The organism is Gardnerella sp. KA00390 (assembly GCF_049244075.1).
In the GTDB taxonomy this organism is placed as follows: Bacteria; Actinomycetota; Actinomycetes; order Actinomycetales; family Bifidobacteriaceae; genus Bifidobacterium; species Bifidobacterium vaginale.
In genome coordinates this window covers 797,875-812,471 of record NZ_CP058372.1, presented here as the reverse complement: position 1 = coordinate 812,471, position 14,597 = coordinate 797,875, and the positions used below count along the sequence as shown (strand labels likewise).

Here is a 14,597-nt window from a genome sequence, read left to right as displayed (position 1 = left end):
ATAAGCTTCAGCTCAAAGCTTAAAAAGCTTAAACAAGTCTTATGAATAACTTATAAAAGCCCTAGTATATTACTTCATATACTTCTTGCAAGCCTTGAATGCGCTGTAACCAGCGTACTGAGCGGTAGAGCCAAGCTCTTCCTCAATCTCAAGCAAGCGGTTGTACTTAGCGATACGCTCACCACGAGCAGGAGCACCAGTCTTAATCTGACCAGTGTTCTTAGCAACAGCAAGATCAGAAATGGTTGTATCTGGGGTTTCACCAGAGCGGTGGGAAACCATAGAAGTAAAGCCATTCTTGGTTGCAAGCTCAATAGCGTCGAGGGTTTCGGTAACGGAACCAATCTGGTTCAACTTTACGAGCAAGGAATTAGCTGCTCCAAGCTCAATACCCTTAGCCAAACGCTTTGGATTGGTGACGAGCAAGTCATCGCCAACGAACTGCAAACGATCACCAAGACGCTTGGTGATTGCTGCCCAATCATCCCAGCCTTCTTCCTGGAATGGATCTTCGATGGAAACGATTGGATACTCGTTGATGAGCTTCTCGTAGTAATCAAGCATGTAAGCAGATTCGCGCTCTTCGCCGTCGAAACGATACTTGCCAGTTTCCTTGTTGTAGAACTCAGAAGAAGCAACATCGAGGGAAATACCAATCTGCTTTCCTGGCTCGTAACCTGCAGCTTCGATTGCATCCATGATGTACTTCAAGGAATCTTCGTTGGACTTCATCTTTGGAGCGAAGCCACCTTCGTCACCAAGACCAGTAGCCAAGCCTTCCTTCTTCAAAACGTTCTTTAAGGTGTGATAAACCTCAACACCAGCGCGCAAAGCATCGCTGTAAGTTGCGAAACCGTATGGAGAAATCATGTATTCCTGAATATCAGTTGCAAAATCAGCGTGAGCGCCACCGTTCATGATGTTCATGTTTGGAACTGGAAGAATATGTCCGTTAGTTCCGCCGATGTAACGATACAATGGAAGCTCTGCAGATTCAGCAGCTGCATAAAGAGCAGCAAGAGAAACGCCAAGAATAGCATTTGCGCCAAGCTTACCCTTGTTTGGAGTGCCATCAAGCTCAATCATGGTTTCATCAAGAGCACGCTGGTCAGAGGCATCCATGCCAATAACCTTTGGAGCAATTACTTCATTAACAGCCTTAACTGCTTCCAAAGTACCCTTGCCCTGATAACGGGACTTGTCGCCATCACGACGCTCCCAAGCCTCAGCCTCACCAGTCGAAGCACCAGAAGGCACTAAGCCAATACCCTGAGCGCCATCTTCGGTCTCCAAATAAACCTGAACGGTAGGATTTCCACGAGAATCCAAAATTTCGCGTGCATATACGCTTTCAATAGCTGCCACAACTACTCCTTATTCATTTTGTTGGTTGTGTAACATATTCAAGATTAATGCGTTTTATGGACGTTATTTCGTAGCGTAAGTCGTTAAAGATACAAGCCTATATAATCTAAGCGTTTCGCGATTTGTCCATGCCTTTATACGATAATAACAAACTGACACGGGGTGCAATTATTTAATTGTAATTGCTGAGATTATACCCGTCGAACCTGATATAGCTAAAACTATCGAAGGGAATGTCGTTATGAATAACCTTTTTAGCGCGATTGCAAAACTGCATCATAAAGCTTTTATTTCTTTAAAAGCTTGGCTTTCTACTATAGCGATTCTTTTTTTATGGTTTTTAACAACCTTAACTCCTGCCGAAAATCGCGCTTTGCCATCTCCAAGCGAGGTAATAAAAGCATTTGTTGACTTAAACAACGAAGGAATATTACTACCGTCTCTTGCAATAAGCATATTTAGAGTTGTAGCTGGTCTTCTTTTAGGAATTGCTTTTGCTTTGCCATCTGGAATCATTTCTGGCGGAAGCAAAATAGGAGAATCAGTAATAAATAAACCAAGTCATATGCTCAGATCCATCCCATTCCCAGCATTAGCACCTTTATTGATCATTTTTCTAGGTGTGGACGAAATGATGAAAATAATGCTTATAGCGCTTGGTGTTTTTGGACCAATGTATGTCAATATTCGAGATGGAGTAAGGAACATTGACCCTAAACTAATAGAACTTGCAAAGGCTTATAACGTTAAAAAATCGACTGTTTTTACAACAATTTTTATGCGAGGAACACTAGCTAATTTTATGACAGGATTGCGATTTTCAATTTCCGTAGCATGGGTTGCTTTAGTTACTTGTGAAACAGTTAATTCTTCAATAGGAATCGGATATATTCTTTCTAGAGCTCAACAATTCTTTAGACCAGATCAAATGATGGCATGCATTATTTTATATGCGATTGCAGGACTTGGATCAGAAGTTACTGCAAACATATTCGAATATTGGCTTATGCCAGAACGCAGAGTAAATAGAGAATCTTAACAAAGAGTTGATTTTAGAAATTCACGTAAATAAAGAATTTATAAAATCCTCTGTGAATTTTAGAGATACTTTTAACGATACTTTTAAAAATAAGTCAATTTTTATAAAAATTTAATCAACAAAATTTAATCAACAACCAAATAAACCAAATAAGAAAAACACAAAATAAAGGTAAAGGAGCCAAATCATGGCTAATTTCAAAATACAAATTGCTAGCAAACGCTCTATTGCAGCAATATGCGCTTTTTGCGCAACTATCGCCCTTGCATCTTGCGACGGAGCTCAAAAACCTGCAAATAACTCCCAATCTTCTAGCAAAGATACGGGAATAATGAGGGTTGCTTATCTTTCTACAGCAAACTATTTAACAACGTTAAAAAATGAAAAATTCCTTCAGGAAGAATTTGGAAAAGCAAAAGTCACCTATACTGGACCATACACTCCAGTTGATGGTCTTACCGCAGTTATGAGCGGAAGCGCTGATGCAACAACTACTGGAACTGGACGATTTATTGATTTGATTGCAGAAGGTCAACCTTGGGTTGCATTTGCGCTCGAATATTACAATGGTGATTCTCAAGGAATCGTTGCATCCGCAAAAAGCGGCGCAAAAACACTAAAAGACTTATATGGAAAGAAAGTTGCTATTATTCACAACGGTGATACTGGCGATTACATGCTTCACCGCGCATTCGATAAAAGCGGATTAGACGTTTCTAAAGTGCATAAAGTAGAGATGAGCCCTAAGAACTTCCAGGCAGCATTTACATCTGGACAGATTGATGCAATTTCCTCATTCGATCAGAATCTTGCTGCAGCGATGACAACCCCTGGGTCAAAATTACTTGTTAACGCTAAAAAGTATGGCAACATGAATGTTACCATTCACATTGTTTCTAGAAAATTTGCTAAGAAGCATCCTGAGCTCGTTAAAAAAATGTATAATGCTCTTGTTCGCGAAGCTAATAAGTCACATAAAGAAAAGAATGTTATCGGGAATGCTTATAAGCAACTTGGAGCAAGCGATACAATCATTAAGCAGATTGAAAAATTCGATAATCCAACAATTAAGCCAATCGATAAGAAAGGCTTAGAAATGATGAAGGTTCAGGCAAAAGAATACGTAAAATATGGTTTAATTAAGCAAGCTCCAACAAACTTGGATGATTCCGTAATGGATTGCAGCAAGTAACCTAAACCTTTAAAATACGCTAAATAATTTTCAAAATCAAAACACAGTAGGAGTTAATATGAACATTCAAAACAATGAAAATAATGCTAATAATGTCAACAATTCCTACTGTGTTTCTTTAACGCATATTGAAGTAGCATTTGACGACACTTATAAGGTTTTGAAAGATATTAATTTAAACATTAAGCAAGGCGAGTTTGTCTCACTTATTGGCAGATCAGGTTGCGGAAAAACAACGCTTCTTAAAGTAATATCTGGTTTATTAAAACCTACAAGCGGCAGTATAAACGTTACAGACATGCAGGCTATAGGATTCCAAGATGCAAGATTAATCCCATGGCTAAAAATTGGTGAAAACGTTGTTTTTGGTCTTTCAGACAGTAAAAACAATCTTAAAAAACTTGCAAATAATGCTCTTAGCAAAATGCAATTAGAAGAATACGCCAATAAATGGCCTTCTCAACTTTCTGGCGGTCAAGCTCAACGCGTCTCTTTAGCTAGAGCATTAGTAAGAAACCCAGAGCTATTGCTTTTAGACGAACCTTTCGGCGCATTAGATGCTTTAACAAGACTAGACATGCAAGATCTTCTAGCTAAGCTAAGAACACAAAACGGCTGGAGCACAATCATGGTTACTCACGATATTGCGGAAGCTGTAAGATTATCAGATCGTATTCTAATGCTTCAAAATGGCGTAATATCAAGGCAATGGAATATCGATAGGAGCAGTGTTGATTCGCAAGGAAGACCTACAAATCATGTTTCTATTGAAGATGATTTAAGACTTGCCTTAAAGTGACATGTTCACTATTTAAAATTCACCTATTAATTTTTACCAATCAATGTCTTCTAAAAGTTGCTTAGCCCATTCGACTATCTCTTTTTCACTCATAGACGATGAATCCCCTAAAACAGACGCAAAAGGAGATGGAAAAATCATTGTGTGGGTTACAGGCTTAAACTGTGCTCCCCTGTAGATCCTACTCAAACGCATCCAAACAGATTGAGCTGGATCTACGCCAATAACGCGCACAGTTTTACCTTGCATGCTTATTTGATTAATACCCATTTGTTTAGCTTTAAAACGTAATCTTGCAACATCAAATAATGTTTGTAAGGATTTAGGAGGATTTCCATATCTATCGCTTAACTCATTGAAAATCTCTTTTAAGTCTTCATCATTCTGAGCCTCAGCAAGCTTCCTATAAGCTTCCAAACGTAATTTATCTGAATCAATATAAGATACTGGAATTGAGGCTTCTATTGGCAAATCAATAGAAACAGATATGGACTCTTTATGATCTGGTTCCTTATATTTTTCAACAGCTTCAGATACCATCCGAACATATAAATCGAATCCGACTCCTTCAATATGCCCACTCTGAGCATCTCCAAGCAAATTGCCAGTTCCGCGCAATTCCAAATCCTTCATAGCAACATCAAAACCAGAGCCAAGAGCAGTATATTGAGCGATTGTTGCAAGCCTGTCGTGAGCCTGCTGAGTCATAGGCTTAGTAGGATCGTACAAAAAGTATGCGTATGCGCGCTCACGACCTCTTCCAACTCGTCCTCGTAATTGATGAAGCTGACTTAAACCGAATCTGTCAGCGTGATCTACAATAAGCGTATTTGCATTAGAAATATCTAATCCTGTTTCAATAATCGTAGTGCAAACAAGAACATCAATATCCCTATGCCAAAAATCACGAATAATAGTGTCAAGTTGCTTCTCGCCCATTTTTCCGTGCGCAATCGCCACTCGAGCATCTGGCACAAGTTTTTGAATATTAGAGGCAATTTTACTAATATCTTCTACGCGATTATGAACGTAAAATACTTGTCCTCCACGCAATAATTCACGTTTAACACAGGCTGCAACTTGTGCATCTTCATATGCTCCAACATAAGTCAAGACTGGTAGACGATCTTCTGGAGGCGTAGCAAGCGTAGACATTTCACGAATACCCGTAACAGCCATTTCAAGCGTTCTAGGAATAGGCGTTGCAGAAAGGCTAAGCACATCTACATTTGTTCGTAGAGCTTTTAAAGTTTCTTTATGTTCAACACCAAAACGTTGTTCTTCGTCTATAATCACTAATCCTAAATCTTTAAATTTTATATTTGGATTTAAAAGTTTATGAGTTCCAACAACAACATCTACTTGCCCTGATTCTATTCCTTGCATTGTAGCGTCTATTTCTTTTGCACTCTGGAATCTGCTCATTGCGGCAACTGTTACAGGGAAGCCAGAAAAACGGTTAGTAAAAGTCTCGTAATGCTGCTGAACCAAAAGAGTGGTTGGCGCTAGAACAACTACTTGTTTACCGTCTTGAACAGCTTTAAATGCAGCTCGAACAGCAATTTCCGTTTTACCAAACCCAACATCTCCGCAAATCAACCTATCCATTGGAATTGGCTTCTGCATATCTTGTTTAACTTCGTCAATAGTAGTAAGCTGATCCGGCGTTTCTTGATACGGAAATGCATCTTCCAGCTCTTTTTGCCACGGAGTGTCAGAGCTGAAGGCAAAACCTTTAGTAGATGCTCTGGCTGAATATAATTTGATTAAATCCTCTGCAACTTCTTGAACATGCTTTCTAGCTTTTGCCTTTGTAGCAGCCCAATCTGATCCTCCAAGTTTGTTTAACTTTGGAATTTCAGCCCCAATATATTTGCTAACCAAGTCGAGTTGATCGGTTGGAATAAAAAGCTTGTCGGCAGGCGCATTACGTTTACTTGGCGCGTATTCAATTTCCAAGTATTCACGAGTAGCTTCTCCACTTGAGGTTTTTATATTTCGCTGCCTCATGCCTATAAATTTGCCGATTCCATGCTGATCGTGAACAACAAAATCGCCTGGTTTAAGATCTAGAAGGTCTATTGATTTTCGTCTTCTCCTAGGAGTTTTAAGCGCGCTTGCAGAAGATGTTTTTCCAGTCAAATCTCTTTCTGTAAGAATAGCGATTTTACTTTGTTCATCTATGAATCCGTCCACTATTTGCGATTGAATCGGTACAAAATCAAAAATTCCAGTTGATTGTATTGCGCGACTTAGTCTAGATAAGGTTCCATATGCGGATGCAATTATGTAAACTTTAAATCCGTTTGCTATAAGACCAGATATTCCACTAGAAATCTTTTCATTGTCTCCTCTAAATTCTTGAGGAGATTTAATGCTCAATCCTAGACGGCTATTTTTTACAATTTTATTTTCGTCAGATTCTTTAAGACCTACGGTTGCTTGCGACTTATCAGATCCAAAACTCGTTAAATTTATTACCTGATGATTCTTATTTTCTAAGCTTGCTAAAGTTTCATCAAAATCAAGAAAACTCGCCTGATCGAATGTTATTGGAGCACCTGCTCCTCTACCAGATGCAGCTACATGCCAGCTTGCTGCCAAAAATTCATTAGCAGTTCTACTTAAATCTTGAGCTGCGCGCCTACATTTTTCTGGGTCAGAAATCAATATTATAGAATTTTTTGGAAGCAGATTTTCTACTGGTTCCATTTTGTCAACTAATGCTGGAAGCAACGACTCCATACCCTCTACTGGTATTGCATTCGATATGGATTCCAACATGTCGTCAGCATTTTGAATTTTACCAATCAAAGATTTTGCACGATTTTGAATATCTTTTGTAAGCTGTAATTCTCTACAAGCAGTAGCCCAAATACTATTAATATTCTCACCGTATGTGCGTTGATCAGATGCATGAAACTGCTTAATCGTGTCGATTTCGTCTCCAAAAAATTCGATTCTAACAGGATGATTCATCGTTGGAGAAAAAACATCTATTATTCCACCTCTAACTGCAAATTCTCCACGATTCATAACCAACTCAACGCGATTATATGAGTTTTCAACAAGACGTTTTACAGCAGAATCTATAGGAACTTCTTTACCACATTCAAAAACAAGAGGCTCCACGTCTGAAATATTTTCAACAACTGGCTGAATAATAGAACGAACTGGCATAACAAGCACACGAATTGGGCTAAACATTCTATTTTTGCCACTTTGAGGATGTTTTAATCTTCTAAAAACCGACATTCTACTTGCCACAGTGTCTGCTCTAGGAGAAAGACGCTCATGAGGAAGAGTCTCCCAAGCCTCGAGTTCGGCAATATCCTGAGGATCTCCATCATACCAATCGCGTATTGAAGAAACAGCGTCACTAGCATCTCTACCAGATGGAGTAATTAGAACAACAGGACTACTCTTTGATATTGCAGCTGCTATAGCAGGTCTAGAACCTAAAGGAGATGCTACAGTAAGCGGATTCGGAAAATCTAGCACGTTAGAAACTAAAGATTTAAACGCTTCATTTTTATCTAAAATATCTTTAAGTATATTTTCAAAAGAAACGTTAGAATTTATAAAATCTTTAGAATCTGACATATTGTTAGCAAAAAAATCAGATTTATTTGCCATTGAAATGCTCCTGAGTGGCGCTAAGTCCGCGGAAGATCACACTTTCTACTGCATCAGCACCATCTGCCAAAAAATTAGGAAGTTCAGATTTTTGCGCACCAGCAAAACCACCCAAAACCCAATTAACAGTATTATCATGCGCGTGCGCTCCGCGTTGAGCGTGCCCCACACCCATTCTCACACGAGCATATTGCGGAGTTCCAAGACTGCGATCAATAGAACGAATACCATTATGACCTCCAGCAGAACCGCCAGATTTTACTTTAATCCGACCAAAATCCAAATCCATATCGTCATGAATAATCACAATATGGTCAGTTTCAATCTGATAATACGAGCTTATTGACGAAACAGCAGCACCAGAATCGTTCATAAATGTGAGCGGCTTAGCGAGGAAAAACTTCGCCGATTTACCGTCTAAATTCATTACTCCCTTGCCTAATTTTGACAAGCCCTTATGGTCGGAAAAAGATATTGACCAACGCTCACTTAGCACGTCTGCAACCATAAATCCCATATTATGACGTGTACCTTCATACTTCGATCCAGGATTTCCAAGTCCTACAATCAGCCAAAAATCCGATGCCATAGCGCACACTCCAACTCATAAACTCAACAACAAAATGGGCGTACCGATTGAATACTACTTAAATACGTAGGCTCTCGATACGCCCTCATATACTGTGCACTATTCTACCAATAAGACGGTCATTGTTTAAATAATGCGGTTATTGTTTAAAACTTTCGCAAAAACTATTTTAAGAATTCGTCGGTGGATAATTCTTTAGCTTGAGGAGTTTTATGAGTTACCTTACCTTTTGCATCAGTGTAAGCTCCTCCTTGGCTTAAGAAGTTAAAGTAGTCTTGAGCACCTTTAACATCACTTGTACCAAACACAAACTTTCCACTTTTAATATCTGCGTGGTTTCCCCAATACTGACCATCGACGATCAGTTTCATGCTGCGTTTAACAAATTTTGGATTAAGATTTGCATCTTTAGCTTCTTTAACCAAAATGTCAGATGCTTCATCTGGGTGTGAATACGCGTATTCATACCCACGCTTTGCAGCTTTAACGAATGCGCGAACAAGCTTAGGATCACGTTTAATTGTTCGCTTATTAGTAATAATACCAATCGTATCTGGCTGACCAGGAACTCCATAATCTCTAGACCTAAAACAACGAAGCTTAGGACCGAACATATCTGCTTGGACACCTTCCCAAGTCGCATAAAACCCACCAAAATCTGCTTTTCCAGATTCAAGAGTACGGAAAGTTGAGGTTCCAACAGTAACTTTATCGAATTTACCCTTGCCGCCATCATGCTGAATCATTCTGTTAATTACAACATCACTTTCTGCAGCACCAAAAGACGCGTAAGTTTTTCCATCAAAATCTTTAGGAGAATGAATCTTATTGTTTTTAGCAAGAGCACACCAGATTGCACTTGGTTTTTGCTGCACTTGCATAACCTGCTCAAGATTAGCTCCCTTTGTAGAAGAATCAGCAACATTAGTTAATGTAGTAAGAGCAAAATCAGCTGCACCACTGTCTACAGCATGTTCAGAACCAGTTGGAGCAACAGCAAGCAAATCTACATCTAATCCTGCATCCTTAAACCAACCTTTATGCTTTGCAACATAGATACCAATATGATTCGTATCTGGTGCCCAAAAAAGCATAAAAGATACTTTACGAAGATTCGAATTTTGATTATTATCCTCAAATCCACATGCAGAAAGAGATAATACACAAAATGCAGAAAGAATAAACGCAAGACCACGCTTTAAAACACGCATATTCATGAGTTCCCTACTTTGTTTTTACTTACCATTTTCTGGGAAATGCAGCACAGACTTGGCAGAAAACGGTATCAAGGGCCTAGCCCGCGCCGTTCAATGCCCCCTATCAAGCTAAGAGTTTGACTAGGTTTGCCACACATTGACTCACGAAACATTTTGATTATGCACGATTCAATCGACAAATTAATAATCATGTTACAAACATAAGATTCTGATAGAATACACGTGCTATTCTTATTTCTGAATTTATGCGATTGGGGCAGCAGTCGCTATTTTTATGTCACTAGTTTAATATTCAAGAAAAGGATTGAAAATAAATGACGCAATCGCGTTTAAAGACTACGCTTGCAAAGTGTCTGCCAACTGTAATATCAATAGCAATTGTGCTGATTCTATGGCAATTTGCTTGCCAACACTATAAGATATCGCCAAATCTTATTCCTGCACCAACTTCTATTGCTCAAGACACAATTGAATCATTCCCTACTTTATTGCCTGCTGCACTAATAACAACTCAAGAAACAGTTATTGGCTTTGCACTAGCAATAATATGCGGAATTCTTCTGGGCGTATTTTTCCATGTTTCTAAGCTAGTTAAGTCTGCTTTATTCCCACTACTGTGCGCGGCTCAAACTATGCCTTTAATTTCTATTGCACCAATTTTCTTGATTTGGTTTGGATTTGAAATGTCTGGAAAAATAGTAATAGTAATGATTTTTAGTATGTTTCCTATTGCTGTTCAAACTGTTCGAGGATTAGACGCAGTTCCTAGTTTTTATACCGATGTTGCATTAACTTGTGGAGCTAATGCTACTTGGACTTTGTGGCATGTTAAGTTGCGCGTAGCGGCTAGGCAAATTTTCGGAGGAATTAAAATTAGCGCAGCATATGTTTTGGGAACAGCTGCTACAGCAGAATATTTAGGAGCTAGAAACGGCTTAGGTATTTGGCTTCAATCCGCATATAACTCTTTTAGAACTCCACTTATTTTTTCAGCAACTATAGCAATAATAATTCTTACAGCTCTTCTAATGCTTGTTATAAATACAGCTGAAAAACTTCTTCTAGGTCCTGTGGAAGACGATGAAGATCCAGATAATCAACTGTAAAACTGATATATAAAATTAATGCCGAGCATAATGTAATCGATTATGCTCGGCATTAATTTTTATTGTTCCAAAACTGTCTTCTAATTCTACTTAACAGCTTCTTCACTCATTGCATCATTAATAGCATCGCTAAGCTCTTTTTGAGCCTTTCCATATGCTTGCCAATTCCCTGATCTCATTGCAGAATCAGAATCCTTCAATGCTTGAGCTGCTCGTTTAAGTGCAATCCTAGCTTTTTCACTAATAGAATTAGATTTTGCAGGTGCATTTGCACTACTTTTAGCATCGCTCTTATTGGAATTATTTGCATTATTTTTATTGGAGACATTTTCATTTGAGCCAGAATTATTGGAAGCATCGCCAGCGTTTGCGCCGGAGTTTCCTCCAAACACTTGGTTTAACGCTTCATCCAAAGTGTCAGCAAATCCAACTTGATCTCCAAAAGCAACCAATACTTTCTTAAGCAATGGATAGCTCGTAGAACCGCTAGATTGTACGTAAACAGGCTCTACGTAAACCAATCCTCCACCAAGAGGCAATGTAAGCAAGTTTCCACGCTTAACTTTGGTTGAGCCAGATTCAAGCAAATTCAACTCTTTAGAAACATTTGCATTAGCATTAAAGTTGTTTTGAGCTTGACCAGGTCCTGGAACATTTGAAACTTTAGGTAACTCTTGAAGTCTTAGTTTGCCATAATTTTCGCTTACTTTTCCAGCAACATTTCCAGCATCGGAATCTACAGACAAGAATCCAGTTAGGATTTCTCGAGTGATTTTTCCAGCAGGAATATATGTGGAAACAAGCGAAAATACTGGTTTGTTTGCTCCTCTAGTTTGCAAAGTCAAATAGTATGGAGGTTGCAAAATATCTTCTCGCTGAAGACTTTGAGATTCTGTAGGATCTACTGGAGTCTGCCAGAAGTCTTCTCCCGAGAAGAACTGACTTGCGCTGTCAACATGATACTTTGCAAGCAAATGCCTTTGCACTTTAAACAAGCTTTCTGGATATCGAATATGACTCATCAAATCGCCAGAAATCTTAGAAATATCGTGATAATGACCTGGGAATATTGATCTCCAAGCCTTAATCACAGGGTCCTTTTTATCCCAAACATACAAATCAACCGAACCGTCGTAAGCATCAACAGTAGCTTTAACTGAATTGCGAATATAGTTTGCTCGCTGATTCGTTAAGCCTTTAATAGAACGAGATGTTGTGGTTGTAGAATCCTGAGTCACCTGACCAAAATCAGTCATTTGCGAATATGGGTAAGAATCGGACGTTGTGTATCCGTCAACAATCCACTTAACTCGTCCGTCAACAACCGCTGGGTAAACGCGTCCATCTAAAGTCAAGTATGGAGCAACTTTAGAAACGCGAGTCTTAGGATCACGATCATACAAAATCTGCGAATCAGAAGTAACTCTATCAGAGAACAGAATCTGATCTGACTCAAAACGAATAGCGTGCAACAACCTAGAGAAGAAGTTTCCTACTCTTGGTCCACCATTTCCCTTAAACGTTGTTAAAGCACCATTTGAACCAGTTGGATAATCAAATTCCCAAGGAGCAGTGCCTTTTGGAGAACCAACAATAGAATACTTTGGAGCGTTTGGCGAGAAGTAAATACGCGGCTCATACTTCTTCAACTTTGTAAGCTTTCCTTGAGTTGGAATTCCATATTCCATAAATTGCGGCTGACCATCTGCAGTAACCTTATTTCCGTATGCTGCAACCACGCCATATCCGTGCGTGTAAACAGTATGGTCATTAACCCAATTTCGATTATCGTTTCCAGCTAAATCAAGCTCTCTTGCAGCAATAACCGTGTCTTGACTCACGCCATCAATGTCATACTTATCTACAGAAAGAGTATCTGCAAAAGTATAGTATTGCTTAGATTGCTGCAATTGGCGGAATGTTGGAGAAGTAACTTGAGGGTCTAAAAGCCTGATTTGTGCAGTAGACTCCGCTTCTTTTGCAAGCGCTCCCGACTTTCCTTCCGAAGTAGCGTTATACGATTCTTTTTTAACATTATTTAAGCCATACGCAAACTTAGTTGCATCAATATTTCGCTGAATATAAGTGGCTTCTAATTCTTGAGCATTCGGTGCTACCTTAAAACGTTGCAAAAGAGCAGGCCAAGCAAAAGACAAAACCATAGCGCATACGACTAAAGACGCAACAGCTATAGCAGGCGTGCGCCAAGCTTTAACAGCTACAGCAAAACGCGTACCGATTTTTACATTTCCATTAAGAGCATGAGACTTTAGCAGCCACGTTGTTATAACAATTCCAACAATTAGTGTTATTACAGCCATTGCAATGCTGGAAGGAACGCCAGCATTCATATCTGTGTAAGATCCGCCAGTAATCTTAGAACCATCCAAATTTACAATCGCAAATACATCTAATATTTGCAAAACGGACCAGAAAATAATAACGAGCATAAACCATGCAGAAATTTGGCGCCTTGCACTTTTAGTTATGTTAAAAATGCCCTTGCCTCCTACAGGCAGCGTAATCCTTACAGCTCCCATTAAAGCGTTTGTTATAACGCTAAATAGCAAAGAAACAGCAAGAAGAACAATAAACGCTCTAGTAAAAAGACGCAATCCTGGCAAAACAAACACGTAAAAACCGTTATCAAATCCAAATTGCGGATCTTTAATACCAAATGATTGGTAGTTAAACATAAGCAAAATTTGCACCCAATGATTGTAGAATTGCATTCCAAACACAGCGCCTACAATCAAAGACACAACTCCTGCAACATGCATTGCAAGCTTAGAACTTATTCCCTTTTTAGTGTCTAAAATATTGCCTTTTTCTTTAACATATACGCCATCTTCGCTTCCAGGGCGTTTTTTAATCGCAATATATGCAGACAAATACCCAAACGCAGCCATAAGCAGAGCGTACAAAGCCCAAACGCCGATTTTAGCAGCTAGTTGAATCCAGATTACGCTCTCGAATCCAAGTTGCGCATACCACATGCAATCTGTAATAAAAGTAGAAAAACCAAAAATAATTGAGCATATAAAAGCTATTGCTACTACTATTGCAACAATAATCCAACGCCATTTTCTTGATTTTCCAACAAACTTATTTACATCAAAATCTATTCTCATATAGCGATTATTCTCCTTACTGTTTGAGCTTTTATTATCGCTTTTATTGCTTTTACTATCTTTACTATCTTCGCTAGCATCGCTAGTATCGCTATTTTTGGGCGAGTCACCTTCGTTTTCTAGTTTTTTCTTAGCTTCTAATATATCGCTAAAGAGGTCACCAAGGTCATCATCGTCACTATAATAGTCTGCCAAATCTTTTATTTTTTTTGCAAACTTTGAAGAAGTCTTATCTTTGTTTTCACTATTAGACTCATCTTTAGAAGCATCTTTATCAACAACATTGACACTGCTATTATCTTCATCAATGCTTTCTACAACTACATCTTGGTCAATAGAATCATCTGCAGAAGTATCGGCAAAATCATTATTTTGATTGCTCTTTTTCTTTCCATCGCTTGAATAATCAGAACGCTTATACACCTTAGTGTTTTCAGGTTTTTTAGCCATATACGCGCCAAAAGCAGCCCGTGCAACGCCAATGATTATTTCTATGATGACTTTCGACATAAAGTTAATAATA

At 38.8% G+C, this 14,597-nt stretch carries 9 protein-coding genes and 1 riboswitch; of the genes, 4 read left to right on the top strand and 5 right to left on the bottom strand.

The window, feature by feature from the left end; all coding sequences use genetic code 11:
- Nucleotides 1-69 precede the first annotated feature (69 nt).
- Nucleotides 70-1,365: a phosphopyruvate hydratase gene (gene eno / locus HXT53_RS03170; protein ID WP_004111823.1), complete on the bottom strand. Its 1,296-nt coding sequence runs from the start codon at nucleotides 1,363-1,365 to the stop codon at nucleotides 70-72.
- A gap of 148 nt (nucleotides 1,366-1,513) precedes the next feature.
- Nucleotides 1,514-1,616: riboswitch (TPP riboswitch) on the top strand.
- Between eno and HXT53_RS03165 the strand changes: the two genes are divergently transcribed.
- From HXT53_RS03165 to HXT53_RS03155, 3 genes are all read left to right on the top strand, one after another.
- The gene (locus HXT53_RS03165) at nucleotides 1,607-2,404 is read left to right on the top strand and encodes an ABC transporter permease (protein ID WP_004115260.1); all 798 of its coding nucleotides are present in this window, start codon (nucleotides 1,607-1,609) and stop codon (nucleotides 2,402-2,404) included. Its footprint overlaps the riboswitch before it by 10 nt.
- Before the next feature lie 187 nt (nucleotides 2,405-2,591).
- Nucleotides 2,592-3,596: an ABC transporter substrate-binding protein gene (locus tag HXT53_RS03160; RefSeq protein ID WP_421780675.1), complete on the top strand. Its 1,005-nt coding sequence runs from the start codon at nucleotides 2,592-2,594 to the stop codon at nucleotides 3,594-3,596.
- A gap of 58 nt (nucleotides 3,597-3,654) precedes the next feature.
- Nucleotides 3,655-4,395, top strand: coding sequence for an ABC transporter ATP-binding protein (locus tag HXT53_RS03155; RefSeq protein ID WP_004111829.1), 741 nt, complete (start codon nucleotides 3,655-3,657; stop codon nucleotides 4,393-4,395).
- Nucleotides 4,396-4,428: 33 nt separating this feature from the next.
- Here the strand turns inward: HXT53_RS03155 and mfd are convergent, their stop codons facing one another.
- The 3 genes from mfd to HXT53_RS03140 all read right to left on the bottom strand — a co-directional run bounded on the left by mfd (nucleotide 4,429) and on the right by HXT53_RS03140 (nucleotide 9,837).
- Nucleotides 4,429-8,031 carry a transcription-repair coupling factor gene (mfd, locus tag HXT53_RS03150; protein ID WP_248902380.1) on the bottom strand — a complete coding sequence of 1,201 codons (3,603 nt, stop codon included), beginning with the start codon at nucleotides 8,029-8,031 and terminating at the stop codon, nucleotides 4,429-4,431.
- On the bottom strand, nucleotides 8,021-8,620 hold the full coding sequence (gene pth / locus HXT53_RS03145; RefSeq protein WP_004111835.1) for an aminoacyl-tRNA hydrolase: 600 nt from the start codon (nucleotides 8,618-8,620) through the stop codon (nucleotides 8,021-8,023). Before pth ends, mfd begins: the two co-directional genes overlap by 11 nt.
- 164 nt (nucleotides 8,621-8,784) lie before the next feature.
- Nucleotides 8,785-9,837: an ABC transporter substrate-binding protein gene (locus HXT53_RS03140; RefSeq protein ID WP_004111836.1), complete on the bottom strand. Its 1,053-nt coding sequence runs from the start codon at nucleotides 9,835-9,837 to the stop codon at nucleotides 8,785-8,787.
- A gap of 314 nt (nucleotides 9,838-10,151) precedes the next feature.
- Here HXT53_RS03140 and HXT53_RS03135 point away from each other — a divergent pair, with 314 nt between their 5' ends.
- A complete protein-coding gene (locus HXT53_RS03135) occupies nucleotides 10,152-10,943 on the top strand; it encodes an ABC transporter permease (RefSeq protein ID WP_004111838.1) in 792 nt (263 codons plus the stop codon).
- Between the two features lie 86 nt (nucleotides 10,944-11,029).
- On the opposite strand, the gene HXT53_RS03130 is transcribed toward HXT53_RS03135, so the two are convergent.
- Nucleotides 11,030-14,584, bottom strand: a complete 3,555-nt coding sequence (locus HXT53_RS03130) for a UPF0182 family protein (protein WP_102720671.1) — start codon at nucleotides 14,582-14,584, stop codon at nucleotides 11,030-11,032.
- Between the last annotated feature and the right edge of the window lie 13 nt (nucleotides 14,585-14,597).

Excerpts from the sequence above, each read along its gene's own strand:
- HXT53_RS03165 (WP_004115260.1), top strand. The coding sequence starts at position 1,607 with ATGAATAACCTTTTTAGCGCGATTGCAAAACTGCATCATAAAGCTTTT.
- HXT53_RS03160 (WP_421780675.1), top strand. The coding sequence starts at position 2,592 with ATGGCTAATTTCAAAATACAAATTGCTAGCAAACGCTCTATTGCAGCA.
- HXT53_RS03155 (WP_004111829.1), top strand. The coding sequence starts at position 3,655 with ATGAACATTCAAAACAATGAAAATAATGCTAATAATGTCAACAATTCC.
- mfd (WP_248902380.1), bottom strand. The coding sequence starts at position 8,031 with ATGGCAAATAAATCTGATTTTTTTGCTAACAATATGTCAGATTCTAAA.
- pth (WP_004111835.1), bottom strand. The coding sequence starts at position 8,620 with ATGGCATCGGATTTTTGGCTGATTGTAGGACTTGGAAATCCTGGATCG.
- HXT53_RS03140 (WP_004111836.1), bottom strand. The coding sequence starts at position 9,837 with ATGAATATGCGTGTTTTAAAGCGTGGTCTTGCGTTTATTCTTTCTGCA.
- HXT53_RS03135 (WP_004111838.1), top strand. The coding sequence starts at position 10,152 with ATGACGCAATCGCGTTTAAAGACTACGCTTGCAAAGTGTCTGCCAACT.
- HXT53_RS03130 (WP_102720671.1), bottom strand. The coding sequence starts at position 14,584 with ATGTCGAAAGTCATCATAGAAATAATCATTGGCGTTGCACGGGCTGCT.